The organism is Nocardiopsis sp. NPDC007018 (assembly GCF_040635075.1).
Lineage (GTDB): Bacteria > Actinomycetota > Actinomycetes > Streptosporangiales > Streptosporangiaceae > Nocardiopsis.
The window spans coordinates 15,298-34,068 of the sequence record NZ_JBEYHA010000023.1 but is presented as its reverse complement, the minus strand read 5'-3'; the positions used below and the strand labels follow the sequence as shown (position 1 = coordinate 34,068).

The window sequence follows — 18,771 nt, the reverse complement described above, 5'->3', positions numbered from 1 at the left end:
GCCGCGTATCGCGGTCAGTCCACGCGTTCGACCACGAACACGGGGATGACCCGGTCGGTCTTCTCCTGGTAGTCGGCGTAGGGCGGGTAGGCGCTCACCGCACGATCCCACCACCGTCGCCGCTCCTCGCCCTGGACCTCCCGGGCACGGGCGGCGAACGGGGCCGGGCCGTCCTGGAGCGCGACCTCATCGGGCGCCGCGCGCAGGTTGCCCACCCACGCCGGGTCCTGCGGCGCCCCGCCCTGGGAGCCGATCACCGCGTAGGCGCCGTCGTGCTCCACCCGCATCAGGGCGGTCTTGCGAACCTTGCCGCTGCTGCGGCCGCGCGTGCTCAGGATGATCACCGGCATCCCGGTGTCCATGAGGGTGTCGCCCTCCCGACCGCCGGTGCGCTCGTACAGCTCCACCTGGTCTCGGACGAACTTCGACGAACTCGGCTCGTACTCGCCCTGGAGTACGCCACTGGCGGTCATCGCTCTCCCCGGTGCTCGGTTACGGAGTCCTCCCCGATCGTGCCACGCCCGCGAACCCCGGCGGAGGCCCGACGCGCCTCCCCTCCTGGGCCGTGCTCAGAAACCCTGGTCGCAGAAGGGCGACTCGGGACGGAACAGCGCGGCGTCCCACGCGGCCACGGCTCCCGGGGTGTGCTCGACGAGCAGCCCGTTGCGCAGGAACCCAGTGAGCGTGTTCCCGCCCAGGTGGACCGCGCCGAGGCGGGCCACGTCCAAGGAGACGTCGGGCGCGTCGCGGGTGGTCTCGCAAGCGGCGCCGGAAGCGTCGGCGCTCAGCCGCCAGCGGCCCTCGTTCCAGGGGGCGTGCCGGTCGGTGACCTCCAGGACCAGGTCGACCGGGGCGGCGTAGGAGCGTTCGGCCAGGGCGGTGCGCACGTCCACCAGGCGCACCCACAGGGAGTCGTCGTAGGTGGTGACCAGCCGTTGGGGGTCGACCAGCAGGAAGTGCGCCGGGTCGTCGCCGGCCATGCCGTCGAAGACCAGCCGAGCGACCAGGTCGCGGCTGGCCAGGTGCTCGAACAGCGTGGTCCACGCGGCGGGGGTGACGGCGAGGAGCTCCTTCACATGGACCTCGGAGCAGGGGTTGGCGTCCTCCCACCGGTTACGGGTGCGGTACAGCGCATAGCCCACCGGCCCCTCCATGCCGTGGACCACGGCGGCCTTGAGAAGGCTGCGGCCCTCCCGATCGTCGGCGAGGTCCCTCAGGGCGCTGTCCCAGAACGCCGGGGAACGCCGGAGCCGACCGACCTGGCGGGCGGTGACGGCGGCGTGGACCAGCTCCAGGTCGGCGCGCGCCCTGGAGGCGTGGGTGAGCTCCACGAAGAGCGCGGGATCGCGCGGGGCGTCGGGGCGCAGACCGGTGTGCGAGGTGGCGAGCCTACCCGTGTACTCGCTGGTCGCCGGGGCGTAGCCGAAGCGGCCGTAGATGGAACCCTCGGAGGCCCACAGAACCGCGAGGGACTCACCGCGCGCGTGGACGTCCGCGAGCTGTTGGCGCATCAGGGCGGAAAGGACGCCCTGACGGCGGCGGGTGGGCCACACACCGACCCCGGTGACCCCCGCGACCGACCGGGTTCCGCCAGGCAGGGTCATCTGGAAGGGGAAGGAACTCACCGACCCGATCACCCGGCCGTCGCCGACGACCCGTTCGTCCTCGGTGGTGCGGTGCCGGTGGGGCCAGTCCGCCTCCACGGCCACCAGGAGGCGGTCGAAGCCGTTCTCCTCGAAGAGCGGGGAGAGCCGGGCCTGGGAGGTCGCCCGCTCGTCCGGGGCGAGGAGTGCCTCTCCGACCGTCTCGACGACGGCGGTGAAGTCGTCCCTGCCTCCGGTACGGACCGTCCAGCCCTGTGGTTCTGCCTGGCTCATGTGTGTGTCGCCCTCCTGGGGGTGTGGCCGGTGTGTGGAGTCGTTCTACCAGCCGGTCGGAGAGCGCGGCCAACGGTTTTCCGGGATGCTGGGAGGGGAAGTGGAGGTGCCGAGGTGACGTCGCCCCGGTTTCTGGAAGGATGAGCGCACAGCGGGAGCCGCCGTTGGCGGTCAACCAGGCCAAGCGGAGACAACGAGCCGCGTTGTCGCAGGTCATGAGGCGCAAGCCCCACGCACGTGGGGATGGACCGCACCAGGCCGACGAACTGGCCGGGCGAGTCGAGCGAGCCCCACGCACGTGGGAATGGACCGCTGAGATACCCCTGGTCACGGTTCTGCGTGTCGCAAGCCCCACGCACGTGGGGATGGACCGACCAGTCTGGCTGCTGGCGCACTCGTGCTGCGGAGGAAACACCCGCCATCCGAGGCCGTTCCACCTCCGACTGTGGAACGGGAACCCCCTGGTCGCGATGCACCACGCTGTCCCTTCCGGGCATCCGGGTGCTTCTGATCGGGTTGAGGACACCGAGAGGTTGGAAGGAAGTGATGGTGACCTCCACCCCCTGATGACGAGGACCTCCATGTCGCCCTCCCTGCCGCGTGCGCAGTACCAGGCCCTGATCCTCGACTTCGTCGGGGTCCTCACCGAGGGTGTGCGCGAGGCCCTTCAGGGGTGGTGTGTGGAACAGGGGCTCGCGCCACGTGCCTGGGGCACGGCTTTGAACCATCACCCCGAGGGACGCCGTCTCTACCTGGAACTGGAGGCCGGGCGACTCACGCAGCAGGAGTGGAACAGGTCCACCGCCCGCCTCCTGGGGGTCGACGAGCACGAGAACCTCATGGGGCGGGCCTGGGAGAGGGTACGCCCAGCTCCTGACATGATCGGGCTGGCGCTCGCAGCGCGACAGTCGGGGTTGAAGACCGCGCTGTTGTCCAACAGCTTCGGGTTGGACCCCTACGACCCCTATCGGAGGCTGGGGGTGCACGAGTTGTGCGACGTCACGGTGCTCTCCGAAGTGGAGGGGGTCGCCAAGCCGCACCCGGAGATCTACCGGCGGACACTCGAGCGCCTGGGTGTGCGGGGTGAGAGGTGCGTCTTCGTCGACGACAACCCCGACAACCTTCTCCCCGCACAGGAACTGGGGATCACGACGGTTCTGGCGGACGGTCGGCCAGGTCTGGCCTCGCACGTCAGGGGTCTGCTGGGCGTCCCCGACCCGGTCGGGGGCGGATGACCCGGACCGGCGGAGGCCACTCGTAGCTCCGGCTCAACGGTCGGGCCGGGCTCCTCGCACAGTGAGTGCGTCCGGGAGTTCCTCCGCGCTGGTCGGGGGACGGTGGGCCGCGCCCTGGCGGGGAGGCAGAATCGGCGTATGCGAAGAACTCCGGCATGGCCCCCCACCGCGACCCGAGAGGCCCCCGCCCCGGCGCCACGAACGCCCCTGGCGGACTCCGCTCGTCTCCCCCGATTCCGCTCCCGGCGCGGGTGATCGGGTTGGCCGACGACCACGCCGACGACCACGCACGCGACGTCCACGGGCCGTCCCTCCCGGCTGGTGGCGCCCACGAACGGGCCGACGTCGACCCTCCGGGCACACTGCCGGTGCCCGGGTGGGTGGACTCGGCTGTGCCCGTCCGCCAGCACGCGGTGGGCGACCTGTTCGCCGACGTCCGCGTTCCCGGCTCCGAGGACACCGGGTTCCCGCCCTACGTGGCCAGGGACGTGGACCCCCAGCTCGACTCGCTCCTGGCCACGGCAGCCGCCGCACCGCGCGGAGAACTGGTCCTGGTGGCCGGTCCCCCGAACGTGGGCAAGACCCGCACCCTGGCCGCCGCGCTGGGCCGTGTCCTGCCCGACCGGGTGCTGCTGGCCCCGCCCCGGGGCACCGACCTACGCCCCCTGCCCGCGTGGCTCAACGCCAGGGCCGAGCGCGCTCCTCGGGGGTGGGTGATCTGGTTGGACGACCTGGACCACCACCTGGCCTCGGAACTGCCCCAGACTCTGGTCGCCGCACTCGGCGCGGCCGACGCGGTGGTGGCGGCCACCATCCGGCGTGACCGGCTGGAGGACCTGCGCCCGGGCGACGTCGACGAGGACCGTCCCCGGTTGTGGACCGGGTTCTCGGCGCTCGACGTCGCACCGGTCGTCGTCGCACGCCGCTGGAGTCCCTGGGAACGCGAACGCGCGCGTGCCAGCGGCGACGAACGCCTGGCGGAGGCCGTGACCGCGGCCGACGAGCGGTTCGGGGTGACGGAACGGCTCGCGGCGGGCCCCGTGCTGGAGCCGATCTGGAGCGGCGGCCCCGACAACGGCCATCCGCGCGGGTACGCGCTGGTCGCGGCGGCCGTGGTGCTGGCACGGATCGGCGTGTCCGGCCCGTTGACGCGGGAAGAGATCGAGGCCGCCCACACCGCCTACCTGCCCGATCCACCGCCCCTCTTGGAGGACGCCGACCAGGCCTGGGCATGGGCCACCCGCCGACGCGACGGGCTGCCCGGATTGCTGGTACCCGCCGGTCGGCAGGGCCGGTGGCGGGCGTTCGGTTCCCTCACCCTCAGGGGGATGCCGCCCGAGGGCGTGTGGCGCACGGCCCTGGACCTGGCCACCGAGCGGGAGCGGATCACCGTCGGGGTCACGGCGCTGAGCGCCCGCAGGTTCGACATCGCCGAGGCGGCCTTGGAACCGTTGGCTCGCCAGGGGGACCTCGAGGCGATGTACCACTACGCGGACCTGACGTCCCAGCGGGGGACCGGCAAGTGGAAGTGGATGGCCCAGGAGTGGTTCGAGAAGGCGGCCGAGCGGGGGCACGTCGACGCGATGGTCGAGCTCGGCCGTCTGCTGTGGTTGGAGGAGGGGCTGGAGTCGTGGGCCGAGGAGTGGTACCGCAAGGCCGCCGACCACGGTCATCCCGACGCCGTGTGCGCGCTCGCGACACTGCTGTCGGAGGAGCCCGGCCGGGAGGAGGAGGCCGAGGAGTGCTACCGGCGGGCCATCGACCAGGGTGACCCCGACGCGATGCAGGGGCTCGGATACCACCTGAGGGACGCGGGGCGGGAGGAGGAGGCCGAAACCTGGTTCCTCCGAGCCGCCGAACAGGGCCTGAGCGACGCGATGGAGCAGCTGGCGGGAATGCTGGCGAAGAAGCCCGGTCGGGAGCAGGAGGCCGCCACGTGGAACCGGCGAGCCCGGGCTCAGCACGCGGCGATGCGCGAGCGGTTCGCCGACGCCGAGTGGTGGCTGGAGCCCGGCTCCTGGAAATGATCTCTTGCGGCAACGCCACCGGCGTGGAGTGAGTTCCCGCTGGGCCCGCTCCGCCTCCGTGCCGTCGTGGTGGTCGGTCGGGCACCCACGGGCGCCTACGGGCACGGCGGCCTCCCGCGCGCGCTGACAGGCCGGTCCGGGTCGGACCTGCCTCCAGCGGGCTCCAGGGCCGGTTCTCCGGCCGGGTCCGGTCATGGCCCGCACCGGCCACACCGGCTCCGGTCCGGTCGGCAGGGGGTAGAAGAGGGTGAGGCGGGCGCGCCGCGCGCCCGGGAGCGGGAGGCGAAACGTGTACAGAGCCAAAGGCGGCCCCTCGGTGGGGGTGCGCCGGGGCGAGGCGCCCCTGGAGCCGGTCCCCGAGCCGGAACCGGTCCCGGAGCCCGAGGAGGGCGGGAAGCCGGAGTGATCCCCGCCCCCGCCGGCCGGCGGGGGCGGCCCCGTACCCGTGCGTGCTCCCCTCGCCCCGGGTGCCCGCCACTCCCGGGGCGAGGGGATGTCACACCAGGAGCGGCACGGCGACAGGGCGGGCGATCACGGCGACGCCCAGCTGAGCGAGAGCGACCGGTCCGGCACCGAGGCGCCGCCCGGCACGGTGCGCCACCGGCCGTCGGCACGGCGACGACGCCGAGGGCATCGCCGGGATCACCAGCGGGCCGGTCGTCGGCGCGCGAACACCCCAGGTGCGGTTCGCTAACCTGCGGGGACGGCGGGGGCCGCCACCAGCAGCATCAGGGGTGCCGCGGCCAGCGACACCCATCGGATCGCGACCTCCACCGGCGACCGGCCCGTGTGGAACGCGACCGGGGACCGGAACATCCACCACCGCTTCCCGTTCACCTTCAACGGCCACGCCAGCGGCACCCCCGAGCGGGTCAGCCAGTCCCCCAGCACGTGGGTCAGCGACCCCACCGCCACGGTCAGCCCGATCAGCCACGGCGCACCGCCCGGCGCGTACACCGCCGTCGTCGCGCACACCACCGCGAGGACGGCCGCCGCGATCGCCCGCTTCCGTTTCGGGCCCCACCCCTTCAACGACCGGGCGACCGTGCCAGCGCCCAGGGCCGCCATGGCGAACACCACCAGCGCGGTCCCGAGCGGCGCGACGGCGGCGACGACGTACCCGAGGAGGCCGAACACCAGTACGGCGGGGACCGTGTGCGTGAGGTGGCGGTGCCCGCCGTCCTTGCCCGCCTCCAGCTCGTAGCGGGTGCCGGTGGCCGCGTACACCCGCCGTGACAGGGCGCGCAGCCCCTCCGACACCTTCTCCGACACCAGCCCGAGCGACCGGCCCACGGACGACCCGGGCTCGTCCAGGTCGGGGAGCAGGGCGGCGCCCGCGCCGACGGCCGCGCACACGAGAACGTCACTGACCTGAGCGCCGGCGAGCGCGCCGACGGCGGCTCCGGCCAGCACACCGGTGGCGGCGTGCGAAGAGCCCATCATGGGGGGACCTCCAGGGGTGGGGGGAACGGGGGGCACGACCTCTGGGGTAGAGCGTCCCAGGAGCGGCGGGGGGACGCCAACCGCTCCCCTGGCGGGCGGTCGCGGGCACCGCGCCCCTCCGTCCGGAGGACATGACGGACGACGTCATGGCGCTGGGGGCACGGGTGTCCCGGCCGGCCGGGACACCCGTGTGCCTAGAAGATGACCCCGCAGAAGGGCGCGTCCACGCGGTGCAGGGCCGTGTCAAGCCGGGCGACGGTTCCCGGGGTGTGCTCGGTGACCAGACCCGCGCGGAGGAAGCCCGTGAGTGTGGTCTGGCCCAGGTGGGCGGCCCCCAGGTGGTGTACGTCCAGCGACAGGTCGGGCTCGTCGTCGGTGAGCTCCACCCGGGCACCGTCCGTGTCGGCCTTGATCCGCCACCGCCCGGCGTTCCACGGCGCGAAGCGGTCCGTCACGGCCACGACCCCCTCGAAGGGGGCCGCGTAGGGCCGCTCCGAGAGCGCTCCGGCCACGTCCACCAGCCGCAGCCACAGCGACGGGTAGTGCACGGCCACCGCGCGTCCCCGGTCGGGGAGGAGGTGGTGGAGCGGGCAGTCCGCGGGCAGGAACGGGAAGAACACCTTCGTGACCAGGTCACGGCTGAACAGGTGGTCGAAGAGGGCCGCCCAGGCGGCCGGGGTGGTGGCGGTGATCTCCTGGACGTGCGCCTCGCCCTGCGCGCCGTCGTCCTCCCACTTGGCCTTGACCCGGTACAGGGCGTAGCCGAGGGGGCCGTCCGGTCCGCTCACCACGGCCGCCATGAGGGGTGCCTTGTCCCCGCGCCGGGCGGGGCCGTCGAACAGCGCGCGGTCCCACCAGGGCTCCGTGCGGCGGAACTGGCCCACCTGGACGGCGCAGACGTCCTCGTGGACGCGTTCCAGGTCGGCGCGGAGCCGGGCGGGTTCGCGCAGCACCACGCGCAGTTCGGGGTCGCGGGGGGCGTCGGCGCGCAGGGCGGCGTAGGGGCGGGTCAGGGTGGTGTCGAGTTCCGTGCAAGCGTTGCCGTAGCCGAACCGCTCGTAGATGGCTCCCTCGGAGGCCCACAGCGCGGCGTAGCGCACGCCCTCGGCGCGGATGTCGGCGAGCTGGCGGCGCATCAGCGAGCTGAGCACGCCCCGGCGGCGGTGGGTGGGCCACACACCGACTCCGGTGACCCCCGCCACGGGCACGCGCCCCTCGGGCATGGTCATCTCGAAGGGGAAGCGGTTGGCGGTACCGATGACCTCGGGTTCGTCCTGGGTCTCGTCCACGGCCACCAGGACCCGGTCGTAGCCGACGGCGCCGTGGAGCGGTCTCATCCGCTCCAGCAGCGAGTCGATGTCCTCGGGGAACAGCAGGCTCTGCCCGAAGACCCTGGCCGCCTGGGCGAACTCGTCCGTGTCGGTGCCTCGTACGGTCCAGCCCCGGGTCGGTGCGTCGGGGTTCACCCTCGTGTCGTCAGTCATACGGACAGGCTTACCAGGGGCGGTGAAGCGGCGGCCAGTGGTTTTGGGCGTGGTGTGGGGCTCCCTTCGGGCGGGCCGGGTGAGTAAGTCGGCCGGGCCCGGGGCACGCTCAAGTGGTGACGACACGACGAATCCCCTCCCCCTCCCCCGCGCTGGTCGTCGGGGTCGACGCCGGGGGCACCACCACACGCGCCCTGGTGACCACCCTGACCGGCGAGCGGCTCGGACGGGCCCGTTCCGGCGGCGCCAACCCCAACACGCACGGCCCCGACACGGCGGCCGAGCGGCTGACCGAGGCGATCGGCGCCGCGCTGGACCGGGCCGGACCCGACGCCCGTGACGCCGTGGCGGCGACCGTGGTGGGGCTCGCCGGGTACTCCGGGCTGCGTGACCCGCGCGTGCGGTCCCGGTTGGACACGGCGTTGGTCAAGGCCGGGCTGCGCCCCACCGGTGAGGAGTTCTCCGGTGACGACGCCGTGGCCTTCGCCTCGGGCAGCTCCGAGCGCGACGGTACGGTCCTCATCGCTGGGACCGGGGCGATCGCCTCCCGGGTCGAGGACCGTCGGCGGGTGAGGTCGGCCGACGGCATGGGTTGGCTGATCGGCGACGAGGGGTCGGCGTTCTGGATCGGGCACCAGGCGGCGCGGGAGACCGCGCGCCAGCTGGGCCGGGGCGGTGAACTGAGTCCGCTGGCCCGCACGGTGGCCAAGCGGGTGATCCCGGGGCAGCGGCCGAGCGGTTCGGAGCGGCGTCCGGAGGAGCACGCCCGCGACTTCGCGCGCACGTTGACCTCGGCGCCGCCGATCGGGCTCGCGGAGCTGGCTCCGCTGGTCTCGGAGGCGTTCCTGGCGGGGGACCCGGCGGCCGTGGTGATCGTGAACGCCGCCGCCGGGCACCTGGCGCAGTCGGTGCACCAGGTGCGCACACCCGGGGAGCACCTGCCCGTGGTCCTGTCCGGCGGTGTGCTCACCGGTTCCGCTCCGGTCCGGGAGGCGTTGGCGCACAAGCTCACCATGGGTACCGGCGCGCCGGTGCTGGTGGCGGGGAGTACCGCCGGGGGCGCGGCCTGGATGGCGGCGCTGCGCGCGGGCGCGGACGAGCGGGACGTGGACCTGCACGGCGCGTTCACCCGTCCCGCGGGGTGGTCGGGGGACTGAGCGGTGCCCCGGTTTGCCCGTTTCCGCGTCCGCACCCTACTGTGGGTCCGGTTAGGTTTGCCTAACCTCAAGAGAGTGGGGGAGTCGTGACGGAGCGGCGGGAGCGTCCGAGAAGGACCGTGCACACCGGGCGGGTCGAGCGCGTGGAGCGCCTGACCCCGCACATGGTCCGCGTGGTCCTGGGCGGTGAGGGGTTGTCCGGGTTCGCCACGGCCGGCTGGACGGACAGCTACGTGAAGCTGCTGTTCCCGGCGCCGTCGCCCGACGACCCCGAGCCCTACGACATCGACACGGTCCGGGCCGAGCGCCCCCGTGAGGAGTGGCCGGTCACCCGCACCTTCACGGTGCGCTCCTGGGACGCCGGTGCCCGCGAACTGACGATCGACTTCGTGTACCACGGCGAGGTCGGCCTGGCCGGGGTGTGGGCGGCGGGGGCGCGTCCGGGCGACCGACTCCGCTTCCTCGGCCCCGGTGGCGGGTACGCGCCCGTTCCGGAGGCCGACTGGCACCTGCTGGCCGGAGACGAGAGCGCGCTGCCCGCGATCGCCGCGAGCGTGGCGGCCCTGCCCGAGGGCGCCATGGCCCACGTGTTCGTCGAGGTCGACACCCCCGCCGACGAACAGCCGCTCTCCTCCGGCTCCGACGTACGGGTGACCTGGCTGCACCGCCACGGCGCGGCACCGGGGTCCCTGCTGGTCCCGGCGGTGCGTGCCCTGGAGTTCCCTCCCGGTCAGGTGCGGGCCTTCGTGCACGGGGAGGCGCACTTCGTCCGCGACCTCCGGCGCCTGCTGCGGGTGGAGCTCGCCGTGCCCAAGGAGCACCTCTCGGTCTCCGGCTACTGGCGGTTGGGCCGCGACGAGGACGGCTGGCAGGCCTCCAAGCCGGAGTGGAACCAGAGTGTGGAGGCCGAGGAGGCCGCCGCGCTCGGCGCGCGGCCCTGACCCCGGCCCCGCCTCACAGGTCCAGGGCCTCCAGGGCGATCAGGTAGCCCTCGTTGAAGGTCGGGAACTGCGGGATGGTGTCCCGTAGCGCGGCGACCGGAAGCTCCATGCGCACGGCGAGCGCGGCGGTGTGAATCCACTCCGCGGCCTGCGGCCCGAACGCCCAGGCCCCCACCAGCACCCCGCGTCCGCGGTCGGCGACCAGCCCCAGCGTGCCGCGCGGGTCGGTCTCCATGGTCCAGGGCCGGGCCAGCACCGAGGGCAGGTCCGTCTCGGAGGTCGCCGTGTCGATCCCCCGGTCCCGGGCCTGGGCCGAGGTGAGCCCCACCGCGGCGATCTCCGGTTGGGCGAACACCACCCTGGGGACCCCGGTGTAGTCGGCCACCCGGTTCCCGCCGAGGATGTTGGCGCTGACCACCCGGCCCTGGTACTTGGCGACGTGGGTGAACATCGACCGGGCGGTGACGTCGCCCACCGCCCACAGCCCGGGGGCGACCCGGCAGCGGTCGTCCACCGGCAGCGCCGAGCGGTCGAGCTCCACCCCGAGCTCGGCCAGGCCGAGCTGGTCGCCGCGCGGGACGCGCCCGGTGGCCAGCACCATCACGTCCGCGCGTACCCGGTCGCCGCCGGTCAGTTCGGCGAGCACGCCGTCGCCGTCCCCGGTCACGGAGACGACCTCGCTGTTCAGCCGCACGCTGACGCCGTCGCGGTCGAACTGGTCGCTGACCAGCTCGCACAGGCGGGGTTCCTCGCGGTCCAGCAGCCGGGGTCCGCGCTGGACGACGGTGACCCGGGTTCCCATCCGGGCCAGGAACTGGCCGATCTCGACCCCGACGGCGCTGCCCCCGACCACGAGGGCGCTCCCGGGGATCTCGGTGAGGGTGGTGGCCTCGCGGTTGGTCCACAGCACGTCCGGCCCCAGGTCCTCCAGCCCGCCGATAGGCGGGACGAGCACCCCCGAGCCGGTGGCCACGACCACGTGGTCGGCGGTGTACTCGGCGTCGCCGACCGCCACCCGCCAGGGGTCGCGGCCCACGATCCGGGCGTCGCCGCGCAGGACCAGGGCGCCGCGCTCCTCGTACCCGTCGACCTGCCCGGAGTCGTCCAGGTGCCGGATCATCTGGTCCCGGTAGGCGCGCAGGGCAGGCCAGTCCAGGGCGGCGTCACCGACCCCGGCGGCGCCGTCCGCCTCGGCCCGCACCTCGGGTGTGCGCAGCAGGGTCTTGGTGGGGACGCAGGCCCAGTAGGCGCACTCGCCGCCGACGAGGTCGCGTTCGACCAACGCCACCCGGCGTCCGGCGGTGAGCAGACGGTCGGCGACCGTCTCCCCGCCCGGTCCCATACCGATCACGATCGCGTCCAGGTGTTCCATGTGCCTCGCTCCGCCGTGGTCCGGTGTCTCACTCCCCGATGGTCGGCCATCGGCGTGGCGGCGGGGAACCGACACGCCCGGAGAACCCGCTCGGCTCCGCCCCGCCACGCGGCCGGGGCCCTCGTACCGCGGCGCGCCGCCGGGCGGAGCGCACCACCCTCCCGGACGTGATGGAATAGCCGGTCGGTGGTCCGCTCGGTGCCGCCTCGCACCTCGTCTCGCCCGAAGGACCCTCGCGCCGCCATGTCCACGCTCGAACTGTTGCTCCTCCTCGACCTCCTGGGAATCTTCGCGTTCGCGCTGGACGGCTCCCTCACCGCGATCCGCACCGCGCGGGTCGACATCGTCGGTGTCATGGTGCTCGGGATGGTGACCGCCCTCGGCGGCGGCATCATCCGCGACGTCCTGCTGGGTGAGACCCCCGCCACCTTCCAGGACTGGCGGTACCTGGTGACGGCTCTGGCCGGAGGCACACTGGCGTTCTTCCTCAGCCGTCAGCTCACCCACCTGAACAAACCCATCCTGGTGTTCGACGCGGCGGGGCTCAGCCTGTTCGCGGTGATCGGGGCGACCAAGGCCCTGGAGTTCGGGTTCGGCCCGCTCCAGGCGGTACTGCTGGGCGTCATCACGGGCGTGGGCGGCGGCACCATCCGGGACGTGCTGCTCAACCGCGTGCCGACGGTGCTCAGCGCCAACTCGCACCTGTACGCCATCCCGGCGATGATCGGGGCGGTGTTCGTCGTGGTCGTGGACCTGACCGGGTTCGGACCCGGCTGGATCGCGGTGGTGGGTGCCCTGCTGTGCTTCACCATGCGCATCCTGGCCCTGCGGTACCGCTGGAACGCCCCGAGCCCGCCCGGCGCCCCGCCGCTCTAGCCGGGACGCCCCGGTGCGACGGGGTTCGGGGCGGGTCCGGGCGCTCGGTTCAGCCCTCCAGGGTGACCTGCCAGAGGTGGCCGTCGGGGTCCGCGCACACGCCCGAGTACCCCCAGGGCTGCCGCTCGGCCGGGGTGACGACCTCTCCCCCGGCCGCGCCGACCCGCTCCATCAGGTCGTCGACGGCCGACTCGGTGGTGAGCGTCCTGGTCATCAGACACTCGTTGGTGCCGGGCCGGGCCACCCGGCGGCTCTCGCCGAGGACCCAGGCCAGCCCGTCGGCGGGGATCAGTGTGAGCACGGCGTGATCGTTCACCCGCAGGCGCAGGGGTTCGGGCACGCCGTCCTCGGCGGGCTCTCCCAGAGCCGCGAATCCGAAGGCCTCCTGGTAGAAGTCCATCGCCCGCCTCCGGTCGGCGATGGGCAGGGCGATCTCGAAGAGTGGCGCGGGTGTGGTCATGGCGGGTTCCGTCCTTCGCTCGGGCGCCGCGTACGTTCGCGCGGCGCGTGTTCACACCTACCGACCCCCGTCGGCGGCCGAACTCATCGGGCCTCTCGGGTTCGCGGGCTCCGGACCGCGGTGCGGCGCAGGGTGGCGACCATGTCGGGGACCGGTTCGGGCGGGCGGGGACGGTGTACGGCGTAGATCTCCCTGGCCAGGTGGGTGCCGCTCAGGGGCCGACTGACCCATCCGCCGTTGTGCGAGGCGTCGAGGACGCTCTGGGGCAGGAGCGCCACTCCCACCCCCGCCGTGATGAGCGCGAGGGCGACCTCGTAGTCGCGGGTCTCGTAGGCGACGGTCAGGGTCACCCCGGCCGCCTCGGCGGCGGTGTCCAGGCTGACGCGGTTGTGGATGCCGGGGGCGCCGCAGATCCACTCCTCGTCGGCCAGGTCCGCCAGGGAGGGTTCGGTGTCCGCGACGGGGTGGCCGATGGGCGCCACCACCCTGAGCGGGTCGACCAGGAGGCGTTCGCGGTGCAGTCCGCCCGCGCGCGGCATCGGCACCCCGGGGTAGCGGTGGGTGATGAGCAGGTCGAGGTCGCCGGAGGTGACCAGTCCGAACCCGTCGGGCGGCTCGATGTCGGACAACGACAGCCGCACGTGGGGGTGCTCGTGTCCGAAGGCGGCGAGCGCGCCGGGGAGCAGGACCTTGCCCGCGCTGGCGAAGGCTCCCAGGGCGAGGCGGTCGGCCCGTTCGCCGGCGACGGCGCGGACGGCGGTCTCGGCGTCGCGCAGCTCGCCCAGGACCCGTTCGCCGTGTTCGAGCAGGACCTCGCCCGCCCGGGTCAGGACGGCTCCGGTGCGGCCGCGCTCCACCAGTCGGCAGCCGACCTCGCGTTCGAGTTTGGTGAGCTGCTGGGAGAGCGCGGGCGGGGTGAAGGAGAGCCGTTCGGCGGCGGCCGCGATCGATCCGGCGCGCGCGACCTCCACGAGCACGCGCACCCGGTTGGCGTCCAGCACGCGCCCACCCCCTTCCCACGCTTCCCGCCAGGCACGACACCGCCGTACCGGACAAAGTCTGACACAAAGTTTTGCTTCATGATCTTTAGCAGGCCCAACTTTAAGTTAATGGTCAGTAGCGGCAGAGTGGGACCATGAGCACCACGACCGCGCCCGCCGTGCCCACGGCCACCGACGTCCGCGCCGCCGCCGAACGCATCGCACCGTACGCCCGGCGGACCCCGGTCATGCGTGCCGAGATCGACGGCCGCCCCCTCACCCTGAAACTGGAGCACCTCCAGCGCACGGGCGCCTTCAAGCTGCGCGGCGCCCTCAACGCCCTGCTCGGCGGGGAGCCCACGGACCGGGTCGTCACCGCCTCCGGCGGCAACCACGGCCTGGGCGTTGCCACCGCCGCGAGCCTGCTGGGCATGCACGCCACCGTCTACGTCCCCGAGACCGTGCCCGAGGCCAAGGCCGAGCCGCTCGCGGACACCGGCGCCGAGATCGTCCGGGTCGGCGAGGAGTACGCCCAGGCCGCCGAGGCCGCGCGGACACGCGCGGAGGCCGAGGGCGTGCGCTACCTGCACGCCTTCGACGACGCCCTGGTCGTCGCCGGTCAGGGCACGCTCGGGCTGGAGATCGCCGCCGACGCCCCCGAGTGCGACTCGATCGTGGTCGCCGTGGGCGGAGGCGGGCTGGTCGCCGGGGTGCGGCTGGGCGCGGGCGGCCGCGAGGTCGTCGGGGTCGAGCCCGAGGGCTGCCAGAGCCTGCACGCCGCGCTGGCGGCCGGGCACCCGGTCAGCACCCCCGTGGACTCGGTGGCCTCCTCGGCGCTGGGCGCGGCCACCCTGGGCAGGGTGCCCTTCGAGGTGCTGCGCGCGAACACGGTGATTCCCGTCCTCGTCGACGACGCCGAGATCATCGACGCGCAGACCCGCCTGTGGAAGGAGTTCCGCATCGCCGCCGAGCCCGCCGCCGCCGTCCCGTTCGCCGCCTGGCTGGCCGGGCGCGTGCCCGGCGACCACCCGTGTCTGGTGGTGTGCGGCGCCAACGCTGACTGGCGACTGCACGGCTGACCCCCGCCACCTGCACTGATCCGAGCCGGTTCCTCCCCTTTTCGGTGCGTACGTGACGTGGCGCACTCCCTGTGCGACAGGTCATCGTTACCGGTGAGTCACCCTTACATTGAGGTCGGCTCCGTCCGACAACAAAAGGGAGAACACGTGCTCTACGGTGCGTTGCGGCAGACCGCGGCGGTCCTCGCCCGGACCCTGTGCCGACCGACCATCGAGGGCCGTGAGAACGTCCCGGCCACCGGCGCGGTCCTGTTGGCCAGCAACCACCTGTCGTTCGTGGACAGCGTGGTCATCCCGCTGTCGGTCACCCAGCGCCCCGTCCGGTTCCTGGCCAAGTCGGACTACTTCGAGGGCACCGGGGTCAAGGGGTACGTCACCAGGACGGTGTTCGGTTCCCTGGGCGCCATGCCCGTGCGGCGCGGCAACGCCCGCGACGCCATGATGTCGCTGGACATGATGCTGGACCGCCTCAACAAGGGCGAGGCCTGCGTGGTCTACCCCGAGGGCACCCGCTCCCGCGACGGCCGCCTCTACAGGGGCCGGACCGGCGTGGCCCACCTGGCCCTGGAGTCCAAGGCGCCGATCGTGCCGGTGGCGGTGTCGGGCACCCAGCGGGTGCAGCCGATCGGAGCCAGCATGCCGCGCCCCCACCCGTTCACCGTGCGCTTCGGCGAGCCCATGGACTTCTCGACCGGTTTCGACAGCATGGCGCCCGGCAAGGCCCGCCGGGTCATCACCGACGAGGTCATGGACGCCATCCACGCGCTGTCCGGCCAGGAGCGGGCCGACGGGTACAACGACTTTCGGGGCGAGGAGTAGGGCGCTGGGGCCGGGTCAGCCGCGGGCGCGCGGCCCCGGGCCCAGCAGCCCCACCACGAGCGATGTCACGGCGAGGGCGGCGGCGCACCAGAGCAGCCAGGTGACGCCCACGACCCCCACCACGCTCCCACCGACCAGCGCGCCCAGGGCGATGGCGGCGGTGAAGGCGCCCACGTACAGGCCCGTGGCCTGTTCGACGCGGTCCGGGGCGGCGCGAGTCATCCAGATCTGGCCCGCCACCGACACCCCGCCGTAGGCCAGTCCCCACAGGGCGACGGCCAGACCCGCCGCGACGGGAACCGTGCCGAGCAGGGCCAGGAGTGCCACGGCGGCGGCGATCCCCGCGGCCAGGACGACGAGGGTCGCCCTCTGTCGCCGGGCCGCCGCCGCACCGGCCGCGAAGTTGCCCACCAGCCCGAACAGGCCGTACACCAGCAGGACCAGGGCCACGGCGGAGGCGCCGAGCCCGGCACGCTCCTCCAGTACCGGCCGTACGTAGGTGTAGGCGGCGAAGTGCGCCGTGACCAGCAACACCACCGCGCCCAGACCGACCAGAACCGGCGGTGTGGCCAGGGCGGGCGGGCGTCCCCCTGCGGGGTGCGCGGTGGCGGGCCGGGGCAGTCGCGGCAGTGCGGCCAGCAGCGCCAGGGCCAGGAGCACGGCGGCCGCCGCGAGCAGGGCGAAGGCGGCGCGCCAGCCCAGGGCGTCGCCGACCACGGTGCCCACGGGGACCCCCGCCACGGAGGCCGCCGCGACGCCGCTGACCGTGAGGGAGACCGCCAGCGCGGCGTGGCGCGGGGCCACCAGTCGGAGCGCGACCGCCGCCGCCAGTCCCCAGACCGCACCCATGCCCGCTCCGAGGAGTACCCGGGAGGCCACGAGCGGGCCGAAGTCCGCCGCCAGGGAGGTCAGCAGGTTGCCGAGGGCGAGCACGACCATGGCGGCCGCCAGCACGGCGCGCCGGTCGAGCCCGCCGAGCAGGCGCGGCACCAGCGGGGCCGTGACGGCGGCGACCAGGCCGGTGACGGTGAGACTGGAACCGGCGGCCCCCGTGGAGACGTCCAGTCCCTCGGCCATCGGGGTGAGGACGCCGACCGGCAGCATCTCGGAGGTGACGACGACGAAGGTGCTCAGGGACAGCACCGCGACCGACGTCCACTGTCGTGGCGTGGTGTTCGGCGTGACCGGGCGACGGGTGTGGTCGGCCGGTGGCGGTGTGGGAGGCGTCGATGACGACGCGGTGGTACTCATGGGGCCAGCCAAGCGGGCCCCGGTGCGGCGAACAACGACGATCCGCTCAGCGATCGTTGAACTAGGCTCAACGATATGGCGAGTGCGCGCACGTCCCCGAACGGTACGTTGAACCAGGTCCACGTCCAGCAGATCGAATGCCTGGTCGTGCTGTCCGAGGAGCTGCACTTCGGGCGCACCGCCGAGCGCCTGGGCTACTCCCCCAGCCGGGCCAGCCAGCTCGTCGCCGCCCTCGAACGCCGGATCGGGGCGCGGTTGGTGGAACGCACCAGCAGGCGGGTGGCGCTGACGCGGTTCGGCGCCCAGTTCGTGGACGAGGTACGACCCGCCTACGAGTCCCTGGCCGCGGCCTTCACCCGCGCTCGGGACCGGGCGATGCGCGGGTCGCTGCGGGAGCTGCGCATCGGGTTCCACGGCAGTGTCCACGTCGAGGTCGCCGAGGCCTTCCGGCTGCTGCGGGAGGGGCACGGCGTCACGGTCGCGCTGAGCGAGATCCCGCTGGGGTCGCCGTTCGCGGACGTTCTGGAAGGTCGGTTGGACGCGGCGCTGGTGGAGCTGCCCTCGCACGAGAGCGAACTGACCGTGGGCTTTCGCTTCCCCCCGCAGGAGCAGTTCCTGACGGTGGCCGCCTCGCATCCGTCCGCGCCCGCGGGTCGGATCGGGGTGGAGGAGTTGGCCGGGTTCGACCTGGTGCGTCCGGCGGGCGACGCTCCCGGGTACTGGACGGCCGCGCGGGTACCTCCCACCACCCCGGCGGGCGTCCCGATCCGTTCGGCGACGGGCGTGCGCACCGTGCAGGAGGGGTTGGCCCTGGTCGCGTCCGGTGCGCACGCCATGCTGGTGTGCCGCCCGCTGGCCGAGCAGATCACCCGAGCGGACCTGCGCTGCCTCTCGGTGGAGGGGATGACCGAGCGGTCGCAGCTCGGGCTGGTCTGGCGCACCGACCGCACCGGTCCGCAACTGACGGCGCTGGCCTCCCTCCTGGCCGGTGTGTGCGACTCCCCTTCCACGAAGGTCAAGGGCTGACAAAACACCAGTTCACGACTTGATAGGCAAGTCATAGCTTGCCTATAGTGGGCGCGTGTCCGACGATCTGTTCAAGGCCCTGGCCGATCCGACCCGGCGCCTGATCCTCGACGAGCTGAGCGAGCGATCGGGGCAGACCCTGTTCGAGCTCTGCACACGACTGATCACCCGGCACCAGCTCGGCATGTCGCGCCAGGCCGTCTCCCAGCACCTCGCGGTACTGGAGGAGGCGGGCCTGGTCGAGAGCAGGCGCGAGGGGCGTTACAAGTTCCACACCATGAACCCGGCACCGCTGCGGCACATCGTCGAGCGGTGGCCCGGACCCGACCAAGGGGAGAAGCCGTCATGAGGATTCACATCAACAGCGTCTTCGTCGACAGCCAGGTCCAGGCCCTGGACTTCTACACGAACGTGCTGGGGTTCGAGAAGAAGCACGACGTGCCCCTGGGCGGACCGGAGGGCGAGAACCGCTGGCTGACCGTGGTCTCCCCGGAGGACCCCGAGGGCGCCGAACTCCTGCTGGAGCCCTCGGGCCACCCGGCCGTGGGGCCCTACCGGACCGCCCTGGTCAACGACGGCATCCCGGCGACCCAGTTCGCCGTGGACGACGTCCAGGCCGAGTACGAGCGCCTGCGCGACCTCGGGGTCACCTTCACCCAGGAGCCCCTCACCATGGGACCGGTGACCACCGCGGTGCTCGACGACACCTGCGGCAACCTCATTCAGATCGTCCACGCGGGCTGA

18 protein-coding genes are annotated in these 18,771 nt (G+C 73.3%); 10 read left to right on the top strand and 8 right to left on the bottom strand.

Annotated features, from left to right (window positions below; all coding sequences use genetic code 11):
- Window positions 1–14 precede the first annotated feature (14 nt).
- A complete protein-coding gene (locus ABZ635_RS15075; protein WP_357764573.1) occupies window positions 15–473 on the bottom strand; it encodes a nitroreductase family deazaflavin-dependent oxidoreductase in 459 nt (152 codons plus the stop codon).
- Window positions 474–569: 96 nt separating this feature from the next.
- The gene (locus ABZ635_RS15070) at window positions 570–1,877 is read right to left on the bottom strand and encodes a GNAT family N-acetyltransferase (protein WP_357764570.1); all 1,308 of its coding nucleotides are present in this window, start codon (window positions 1,875–1,877) and stop codon (window positions 570–572) included.
- A gap of 581 nt (window positions 1,878–2,458) precedes the next feature.
- Here ABZ635_RS15070 and ABZ635_RS15065 point away from each other — a divergent pair.
- Complete coding sequence (locus tag ABZ635_RS15065; RefSeq protein ID WP_357764568.1) at window positions 2,459–3,112, top strand: HAD family phosphatase; 654 nt, start codon at window positions 2,459–2,461, stop codon at window positions 3,110–3,112.
- 260 nt (window positions 3,113–3,372) lie between these two features.
- Window positions 3,373–5,139, top strand: coding sequence for a tetratricopeptide repeat protein (locus ABZ635_RS15060; protein WP_357764565.1), 1,767 nt, complete (start codon window positions 3,373–3,375; stop codon window positions 5,137–5,139).
- Between the two features lie 690 nt (window positions 5,140–5,829).
- On the opposite strand, the gene ABZ635_RS15055 is transcribed toward ABZ635_RS15060, so the two are convergent.
- Both ABZ635_RS15055 and ABZ635_RS15050 read right to left on the bottom strand, forming a co-directional pair.
- The gene (locus tag ABZ635_RS15055; RefSeq protein ID WP_357764563.1) at window positions 5,830–6,582 is read right to left on the bottom strand and encodes a metal-dependent hydrolase; all 753 of its coding nucleotides are present in this window, start codon (window positions 6,580–6,582) and stop codon (window positions 5,830–5,832) included.
- Between the two features lie 194 nt (window positions 6,583–6,776).
- Window positions 6,777–8,066, bottom strand: a complete 1,290-nt coding sequence (locus ABZ635_RS15050; protein WP_357764560.1) for a GNAT family N-acetyltransferase — start codon at window positions 8,064–8,066, stop codon at window positions 6,777–6,779.
- Between the two features lie 116 nt (window positions 8,067–8,182).
- Here ABZ635_RS15050 and ABZ635_RS15045 point away from each other — a divergent pair, with 116 nt between their 5' ends.
- Both ABZ635_RS15045 and ABZ635_RS15040 read left to right on the top strand, forming a co-directional pair.
- Window positions 8,183–9,223: a BadF/BadG/BcrA/BcrD ATPase family protein gene (locus ABZ635_RS15045; RefSeq protein ID WP_357764557.1), complete on the top strand. Its 1,041-nt coding sequence runs from the start codon at window positions 8,183–8,185 to the stop codon at window positions 9,221–9,223.
- 119 nt (window positions 9,224–9,342) lie between these two features.
- Window positions 9,343–10,164: a siderophore-interacting protein gene (locus ABZ635_RS15040; protein WP_357764554.1), complete on the top strand. Its 822-nt coding sequence runs from the start codon at window positions 9,343–9,345 to the stop codon at window positions 10,162–10,164.
- A 13-nt stretch (window positions 10,165–10,177) separates the two neighbouring features.
- On the opposite strand, the gene ABZ635_RS15035 is transcribed toward ABZ635_RS15040, so the two are convergent.
- Window positions 10,178–11,536: an NAD(P)/FAD-dependent oxidoreductase gene (locus tag ABZ635_RS15035; RefSeq protein WP_357764551.1), complete on the bottom strand. Its 1,359-nt coding sequence runs from the start codon at window positions 11,534–11,536 to the stop codon at window positions 10,178–10,180.
- 243 nt (window positions 11,537–11,779) lie between these two features.
- On the opposite strand from ABZ635_RS15035, the gene ABZ635_RS15030 reads away from it, so the two are divergent.
- Window positions 11,780–12,412 carry a TRIC cation channel family protein gene (locus ABZ635_RS15030; protein ID WP_357764548.1) on the top strand — a complete coding sequence of 211 codons (633 nt, stop codon included), beginning with the start codon at window positions 11,780–11,782 and terminating at the stop codon, window positions 12,410–12,412.
- A gap of 49 nt (window positions 12,413–12,461) precedes the next feature.
- Here the strand turns inward: ABZ635_RS15030 and ABZ635_RS15025 are convergent, their stop codons facing one another.
- Complete coding sequence (locus tag ABZ635_RS15025; protein WP_357764545.1) at window positions 12,462–12,872, bottom strand: VOC family protein; 411 nt, start codon at window positions 12,870–12,872, stop codon at window positions 12,462–12,464.
- Between the two features lie 83 nt (window positions 12,873–12,955).
- Window positions 12,956–13,873 (bottom strand): LysR family transcriptional regulator, encoded by a 918-nt coding sequence (locus ABZ635_RS15020; protein WP_357764542.1) that lies wholly within the window; start codon window positions 13,871–13,873, stop codon window positions 12,956–12,958.
- Window positions 13,874–14,007: 134 nt separating this feature from the next.
- Between ABZ635_RS15020 and ABZ635_RS15015 the strand changes: the two genes are divergently transcribed.
- Both ABZ635_RS15015 and ABZ635_RS15010 read left to right on the top strand, forming a co-directional pair.
- The gene (locus ABZ635_RS15015; RefSeq protein ID WP_357764539.1) at window positions 14,008–14,931 is read left to right on the top strand and encodes a serine/threonine dehydratase; all 924 of its coding nucleotides are present in this window, start codon (window positions 14,008–14,010) and stop codon (window positions 14,929–14,931) included.
- A gap of 147 nt (window positions 14,932–15,078) precedes the next feature.
- A complete protein-coding gene (locus ABZ635_RS15010; protein ID WP_357764536.1) occupies window positions 15,079–15,750 on the top strand; it encodes a lysophospholipid acyltransferase family protein in 672 nt (223 codons plus the stop codon).
- 15 nt (window positions 15,751–15,765) lie between these two features.
- On the opposite strand, the gene ABZ635_RS15005 is transcribed toward ABZ635_RS15010, so the two are convergent.
- Complete coding sequence (locus ABZ635_RS15005; RefSeq protein ID WP_357764533.1) at window positions 15,766–17,001, bottom strand: MFS transporter; 1,236 nt, start codon at window positions 16,999–17,001, stop codon at window positions 15,766–15,768.
- 75 nt (window positions 17,002–17,076) lie between these two features.
- Between ABZ635_RS15005 and ABZ635_RS15000 the strand changes: the two genes are divergently transcribed.
- From ABZ635_RS15000 to ABZ635_RS14990, 3 genes are read left to right on the top strand one after another with little or no spacing between them, the layout of a single operon-like run.
- Window positions 17,077–18,027 (top strand): LysR family transcriptional regulator, encoded by a 951-nt coding sequence (locus tag ABZ635_RS15000; protein WP_357764530.1) that lies wholly within the window; start codon window positions 17,077–17,079, stop codon window positions 18,025–18,027.
- A gap of 55 nt (window positions 18,028–18,082) precedes the next feature.
- Window positions 18,083–18,376, top strand: coding sequence for a metalloregulator ArsR/SmtB family transcription factor (locus tag ABZ635_RS14995; RefSeq protein ID WP_357764528.1), 294 nt, complete (start codon window positions 18,083–18,085; stop codon window positions 18,374–18,376).
- Window positions 18,373–18,771, top strand: coding sequence for a VOC family protein (locus ABZ635_RS14990; protein WP_357764525.1), 399 nt, complete (start codon window positions 18,373–18,375; stop codon window positions 18,769–18,771). The genes ABZ635_RS14995 and ABZ635_RS14990 overlap by 4 nt, the downstream gene beginning before the upstream one ends.